This is a genomic window from Rugamonas violacea, assembly GCF_016461825.1.
Lineage (GTDB): Bacteria > Pseudomonadota > Gammaproteobacteria > Burkholderiales > Burkholderiaceae_D > Rugamonas.
Genome location: NZ_JAEMNU010000028.1, coordinates 40,201 through 46,972, shown reverse-complemented (window position 1 = coordinate 46,972; position 6,772 = coordinate 40,201). Strand labels below are relative to the sequence as shown.

Sequence of the window (6,772 nt, the reverse complement as noted above, 5' to 3'; positions counted from 1 at the left end):
ACCACCCAAGGGCAAAGAGCCGGGGTCGGACCCGAGGGGTCCGACCCCAGATTTCCGCCCTTGGGTCTTGCTCGCTTTACCGGCACGCGCGCCTCGCTGCAGGCGGCACAACGCGATCATACCGCGTCCGGAATTAGCGCGTGCGCCCGGTTTCCGCGTCCAGCGCCAGATTCAGCGCCAGCACGTTGACGCGCGGCTCGCCGAAGAAGCCCAGCACCTGGCCGCTGCGCTTGGCCTCGATCAGGCCGCGCACCTTGGCCGGGTCGAGGTGACGGGCGCTGGCGACGCGGCCGGCCTGGTACTGCGCGGCGGCGACGCTGATCTCCGGATCGAGACCGCTGGCCGAGGCCGTCACCAGGTCGACCGGAATCGGCGCCGTGTTGGCCGGATCGGCGGCGCGCAGCGCCTCGATGCGACCCTTGACGGCCTCGATCTGGGCCGGGTTGGTGGCGCCGAAGTTCGAGCCGCCGGAGCCGGCGCCGTTGTTGGGCATCGGTCCGGTGGCCGACGGCCGGCCCCAGAAGTACTGCGGCGACGAGAACGACTGGCCGATCAGCGCGGAGCCGACCGGCTTGCCGGCCACTTCGACGATGCTGCCGCCGACCTGGTCGGGGAAGGCGACGGCGCCAATGCCGGTCACGGCGAAGGGATAGAGCACGCCGCAGATCAGGGTCAGCGCGCCGAACAGGACGACGGCGGGACGGATGGTGGAAGAGATCGGCGTGGCGGACAGCGGGGTGGAAGACATGGTGGCTCCTGGTTTAAATGAGGTTCAGCGCCGACAACAGCAGGTCAATCAGCTTGATGCCGACGAAGGGCAGAATCAGCCCGCCGACGCCGTAGATCCAGATGTTTCGGCGCAGCAGGGCGGCGGCGCCGATGGCGCGGTAGCGCACGCCCTTCAAGGCCAGCGGGATCAGGAACATGATGATCAGCGCGTTGAAGATCACCGCCGACATGATCGCCGAGTTCGGGCTCGACAAATGCATCACGTCGAGCGCCTTCAGGCTCGGATAGGTGCCGACGAAGGCCGCCGGGATGATGGCGAAGTACTTGGCGATGTCGTTCGAGATCGAGAAGGTGGTCAGCGAACCGCGCGTCATCAACATCTGCTTGCCGATCTCGACGATCTCGAGCAGCTTGGTCGGGTTCGAGTCCAGGTCGACCATGTTGCCGGCCTCCTTGGCGGCCTGGGTGCCCGAGTTCATCGCCACGGCGACGTCGGCCTGGGCCAGCGCCGGCGCGTCGTTGGTGCCGTCGCCGGTCATCGCCACCAGGCGCCCTTCGGCCTGGTAGCTGCGGATCAGCTTGAGCTTGTCCTCCGGCGTGGCCTCGGCCAGGAAGTCGTCGACGCCGGCCTCGGCGGCGATGGCGGCGGCGGTCAGCTTGTTGTCGCCGGTGATCATCACGGTTTTGATACCCATCCGGCGCAGCTCGGCGAAGCGCTCCTTGATGCCGCCCTTGACGATGTCCTTGAGCTCGACGACGCCCATCACGCGGCCGTCGTCGACCACCACCAGCGGCGTGCTGCCGCGACGCGACACGTCGTCGACGGCGCGCGCCACCTCGCTCGGATACGGCTGGCCCAGCGCCTCGACATACTTCTTCACCGAGTCGGCGGCGCCCTTGCGGATGTGCCGTTCGCCGATGTCGACGCCGCTCATGCGGGTGTTGGCCGAGAACGCCACGAAGACGGCGTTCAGGCCGGCCATCTCGCGTTCGCGGATGTTGAAGCGCTGCTTGGCCAGCACCACGATGCTGCGCCCTTCCGGCGTTTCGTCGGCCAGCGAGGCCAGTTGCGCCACGTCGGCCAGCTGCTGCTCGCTCACGCCGGGGGCGGCGAAGAAGGCGGCGGCCTGGCGGTTGCCCAGGGTGATGGTGCCGGTTTTATCCAGCAGCAGCACGTCGACGTCGCCGGCCGCCTCGACGGCGCGGCCGGAGGTGGCGATCACGTTGGCCTGCATCATGCGGCTCATGCCGGCCACGCCGATGGCCGACAGCAGGCCGCCGATGGTGGTCGGGATCAGGCAGACCAGCAGCGCGATCAGCACGGTGATGGAGATCGGCGTGCCGGCCTTGGCCGCCTCGACCGAGAACAGCGAGAACGGCAGCAAGGTCACGGTGACGATCAGGAAGACGATGGTCAGCGCCACCAGCAGGATGGTCAGGGCGATCTCGTTCGGCGTCTTCTGGCGCTTGGCGCCTTCGACCATCGAGATCATGCGGTCGAGGAAGGTCTCGCCCGGGTTGGCGGTGACCTTCACCACCAGCCAGTCCGACAGCACGCGGGTGCCGCCGGTGACGGACGAAAAATCGCCGCCCGACTCGCGGATCACCGGCGCGGACTCGCCGGTGATGGCGCTCTCGTCGACCGAGGCGACGCCCTCGATGACCTCGCCGTCGATGGGGATCACGTCGCCGGCCTCGACCAGGATGTAGTGGCCCTTGCGCAGGTCGGTGGCGGTGGCCGGCAGCCAGGTGGTGCCGTGGCGCGGGCTGGCCAGCTTCTTGGCCATCACGCTCTGCTTCAGACTGCGCAGCGAGGCCGCCTGGGCCTTGCTGCGGCCCTCGGCCAGCGCCTCGGCGAAGTTGGCGAACAACACGGTGAACCACAACCAGATGCTGGTGGCGAGGATGAAGCCGGGGTTGGCCTCGCCCTGGCCGAACAACGCCTGGAAGTACAGCAGCGTGGTGATGATGCTGCCGACATAGACGACGAACATCACCGGGCTGCGCAACTGGGTGCGCGGGCTGAGTTTTTTGAACGATTCAATGATCGCCGGGACCAGCAGCACCGAGTCGAACAGCTTGAGCGACTTGGCGGGCGGGTTGGTAAAAATCGTCATCTCTTTCTGAGATGGTTGGGCGTTTGGCATCTTGTGCTCCTGGGTTTAGCGGCGGCGGAGGCGCTTGGCGCGCTCCGCCCCGTCAAAGGGTTTTACTTGGCGAACAGCTGGAGGTGTTCGACCACCGGACCGAGCGCGACGGCCGGCACATAGTTCAGCACGCCGACCAGCGCGACCACGCCGATCAGCAGACCGATGAACATCGGTCCGTGCGTCGGCATGGTGCCGGAGTTGGCCTCCAGGCGCTTCTTGCCGGCCAGCGAACCGGCGATCGCCAGCACCGGCACGATCACGGCGAAGCGGCCGAACCACATGGCGATGGCCAGCATGGTGTTGTAGAACGGCGTGTTGGCGGACAGGCCGGCGAAGGCGCTGCCGTTGTTGTTGGCGGCCGAGCTGAAGGCGTACAGCACCTCGGAGAAGCCGTGCGCGCCCGGATTGAGGATGCCGGCCTTGCCGTCGGCCAGCATGACGGCGATGGCGGTGCCGGCCAGCACCAGGGTCGGCGTGACCAGGATGGCGATCGAGGTCATCTTCATTTCATGCGCCTGGATCTTCTTGCCCAGGTATTCCGGCGTGCGGCCTATCATCAGGCCGGCGATGAACACCGTCATGATGGCGAAGATCAGCATGCCGTACAGGCCCGAGCCGACGCCGCCGAAGACCACCTCGCCGAGCTGCATCAGCAGCATCGGCACGGCGCCGCCCAACGGGGTGAAGGAGTCGTGCATGGCGTTGACCGCGCCGCAGGAGGCCGAGGTGGTGACCGCCGCGAACAGGCCGGTGCCGACGATGCCGAAGCGGGTTTCCTTGCCCTCCATGTTGCCGCCCGATTGCAGCGCCGTCGCGCTCTGGTCGACGCCCATCGCCTGCAGCGCGGGCAAGGCCTGCTGCTCGGCGCCCAGCGCCGCCACCGTGGCGACGACGAACAGCACCGTCATCGCCGCCAGCACGGCCCAACCCTGGCGCTTGTCGCCGACCATGCGGCCGAAGGCGAAGCACAGGCCGGCCGGGATGATGAAGATGGCGATCATCTGGAAGAAATTGCTCAGCGCCGTGGGATTCTCGAACGGATGGGCCGAGTTGGAGTTGAAGAAGCCGCCGCCGTTGGTGCCGAGCAGCTTGATCGCCTCCTGCGAGGCGACCGGGCCCATGGCGATGGTCTGGGTGGTGGCGGTCAGCGTTTCGGTGACGACCTGGCCGGCGGCGTCCTTCAAGGGCTGGCCGTCGGCGCCGACCTTCGGCTGGCTGTAGGTGACCGGGTCGAGCAGGGTCACGTCTTTATAGGCGGAGAAGTTCTGGATCGCGCCCTGGCCGATCAGGAACACGGCGAACACCAGCGACAGCGGCAGCAGGATGTAGAGGGTCGACCGGGTCATGTCGACCCAGAAGTTGCCGATCGACTTGGCCGAGCGCGACGAGAAGCCACGGATCAGCGCGTAGGCGACGGCCATGCCGGTCGCCGCCGAGAAGAAATTCTGCCCGGCCAGCACCAGCATCTGGCTCAGATAGCTCATGGTCTGCTCGCCGCCGTACCCCTGCCAGTTGGTATTGGTGACGAAGCTGACCGCCGTGTTGAACGACGAATCGGGACTGACGTTGGCCATGCCCTGCGGATTGAGCGGCAGCCAGGCCTGCAGGCGCTGCACGGCGTAGACGGCCAGCGCGCCGATGCCGTTGAACAGCAGCAGCGCGATGGCGTAGGATTTCCAGCCCATGCCCTGCTCGGGCGCGATGCCGGCCAGGCGGTACAGCAGTTTTTCCAGCTTGGCCATCCAGCCCATGCCGGGCACGGCCGTGCCGTCGCCGACGCGGGCCAGCAAAATGCCGAGCGGGTAGGACAGCGCCAGCAGCACCACCAGGAATGCCGCCAGCAGCATAAACGATTGCATAGTCATTACAGATCCTCCGCTTTCAGCAAGGCCACCACCAGATACACCAGCAAGCCGGCCGAGGCCAGCGCTCCAATCAGATAAAAGGTGTTCATTCCTGATCCCCCAGCTTGGCGCAGCCGATAGCGAAAGCCCAGCAGACGGCCGTAAAGACGACGATTGCACCGATAAACACGATGTCCATTTTTTTCCACCCTCACAGGTCTTGTTTTGATAGTTGGAAGCTTAGCCAGAAGCGCCTAAAAGTTTTGTAAAGACTTGCCGGAGGGGTGTAAACAAGCCGTAAAAATCATCGTTTCCCCCAGCGCGCGCCGGGGCGCAGGGGCGCCCGCATTTACACCGCGTTTACGCGCCCGGCCCGACTATTTAGAACTTCTTTACGACGGAAGGTCTACGCTCTTCCCATCGCAACAGCTGAAAGACTGTATGTCACAAACGCGTCATTCCCATCGCAGCGCCCCGCTGCATGGCATCTGGGTTCCGCTGGTCACGCCGCTGCGCGATGGCGAAATCGACCTGAACCGCCTGCAATTGCTGGCCGACCGCATCATCAAGCAAGGCGTGCACGGCCTGGTGGTGTGCGGCAGCACCGGCGAGGCGGCCCAACTCGACCTGGCCGAACAGGGCGCGGCGCTGGCCGCCGTGCTCGAGGCGGCCGGCAAGCGCTGCCCCGTCCTGATGGGCATCAGCGGCGCCGACACCTACGCCGCCGCCAGCAAGGCGCTGCAGTTCGACGACCTCGAACTGGCCGGCTATCTGGTCTCGACGCCGTGCTACGTGCGGCCCTCGCAGGAAGGCCTGCGCCGCCACTTCGAAGTGATCGCCGACGCCACCGGGCAGCGCATCGTGCTCTACAACGTGCCGGCCCGGACCGGCGTCAAGTTGGAACTGGCCACCGCGCGCCAGTTGGCCGAGCGGCCCCAGTTCGCCGCCATCAAGGAGGCCGGCGGCAACCTGCAACAAATGAGCGACCTGGTCGAGCAGACCCCGCTGGCCGTGCTATGCGGCGACGACGCCCTGCTGTTCGGCGCCCTGTGCGCCGGCGGCCACGGCGCCATCTCGGCGGCGGCGCACATCCGCCCCGACCTGTACGTGCAGTTGTACGAGCTGGTCCGCGCCCAGCGCCTGGACGCCGCGCGCGCCCTGTTCCGCCGCCTGCTGCCGCTGATCCGCCTGCTGCACGCCGAACCGAACCCGGCCCCCTTGAAGGCCGTGCTGGCGCGCCAGGGCCTGCTGCGCGACGAGCTGCGCCTGCCGCTGACGCCGGCCAGCGCGGCCGGCCGCGCCGGCCTGGCCTGCGCCGTCGACGCGCTGATGGCGCTGCCCGGCTATCCGCCCGAGTCCTTCCGCCTGCCGCGGGTGGCCGCCGTGGGGGCCATGTGATCGTCGCGCTCACCGGCATGTCGGACGATCCCGCCGCCTCCGACCTGGCAGAACAACTGGCGCTGCTGCGCGCCTCGGCCGGCAGCAAGGTGCTGCTGCTGTCGCGCCAACACGGTCCGGCCCAGGCAGACCTGCGCCAGTCCTATGACGACGTGGTGATCGACACCGCCGGCAACGTCGACGGCGAGGCGGTGTTGGCCGCCGCCGGCGTGATCGTCGTACTGATCCAGCCGGCCGAGCTGGAAACGCACGACCACGGCGCGCTGCTGGCGCGGGTGCGGCACGCGCAGGAGGCCAATCCGCAGGCCCAGGTACTGGTGGCGATCGGCCACACGGCGCAGGCGCTGACGCCGCACGAAGTCGGCTGCGTGTTGGTGTTCGTCGCGCAGATCGCCTCGGCGCGGCTGGTCGACACGCTGGTGCTGGGCGCCGGCGGCGCCTACCGCACCCGCCATAGCACGCTGGAGCTGGACGATTTCAAGTGTGAGAACGCCTTGTGCGCGAGCGAGGTACGGCATCTATACCGGCAAGTCTTCCAGCCCGCGCTGCAGGCACATTGAAGCTACCCACGCGCGCCCGGGGCCGCATAGGAACCCAAGGGCGTCCCCCTGGGGTCAGACCCCGCGGGGGTCTGACCCCGGCTCTTTGCCG

General features: G+C 67.5%; 6 protein-coding genes. 2 read left to right on the top strand and 4 right to left on the bottom strand.

The features are described 5' to 3' along the window. Nucleotides 1-133 precede the first annotated feature (133 nt). The 4 genes from kdpC to kdpF form a co-directional block, all read right to left on the bottom strand. Nucleotides 134-718, bottom strand: a complete 585-nt coding sequence (gene kdpC / locus H7U20_RS05510; protein ID WP_199518614.1) for a potassium-transporting ATPase subunit KdpC — start codon at nucleotides 716-718, stop codon at nucleotides 134-136. A gap of 43 nt (nucleotides 719-761) precedes the next feature. Then, a complete protein-coding gene (gene kdpB / locus H7U20_RS05505; RefSeq protein WP_199518603.1) occupies nucleotides 762-2,846 on the bottom strand; it encodes a potassium-transporting ATPase subunit KdpB in 2,085 nt (694 codons plus the stop codon). 92 nt (nucleotides 2,847-2,938) lie between these two features. After that, on the bottom strand, nucleotides 2,939-4,744 hold the full coding sequence (gene kdpA, locus H7U20_RS05500) for a potassium-transporting ATPase subunit KdpA (protein ID WP_199518602.1): 1,806 nt from the start codon (nucleotides 4,742-4,744) through the stop codon (nucleotides 2,939-2,941). After that, a complete protein-coding gene (gene kdpF, locus H7U20_RS05495) occupies nucleotides 4,744-4,833 on the bottom strand; it encodes a K(+)-transporting ATPase subunit F (protein WP_099418569.1) in 90 nt (29 codons plus the stop codon). Before kdpF ends, kdpA begins: the two co-directional genes overlap by 1 nt. A gap of 331 nt (nucleotides 4,834-5,164) precedes the next feature. On the opposite strand from kdpF, the gene dapA reads away from it, so the two are divergent. Both dapA and H7U20_RS05485 read left to right on the top strand, forming a co-directional pair. Continuing rightward, nucleotides 5,165-6,121: a 4-hydroxy-tetrahydrodipicolinate synthase gene (gene dapA / locus H7U20_RS05490; protein WP_199518601.1), complete on the top strand. Its 957-nt coding sequence runs from the start codon at nucleotides 5,165-5,167 to the stop codon at nucleotides 6,119-6,121. Further along, complete coding sequence (locus H7U20_RS05485; protein WP_199518600.1) at nucleotides 6,118-6,681, top strand: hypothetical protein; 564 nt, start codon at nucleotides 6,118-6,120, stop codon at nucleotides 6,679-6,681. The genes dapA and H7U20_RS05485 overlap by 4 nt, the downstream gene beginning before the upstream one ends. The last annotated feature ends 91 nt before the right edge of the window (nucleotides 6,682-6,772 follow it).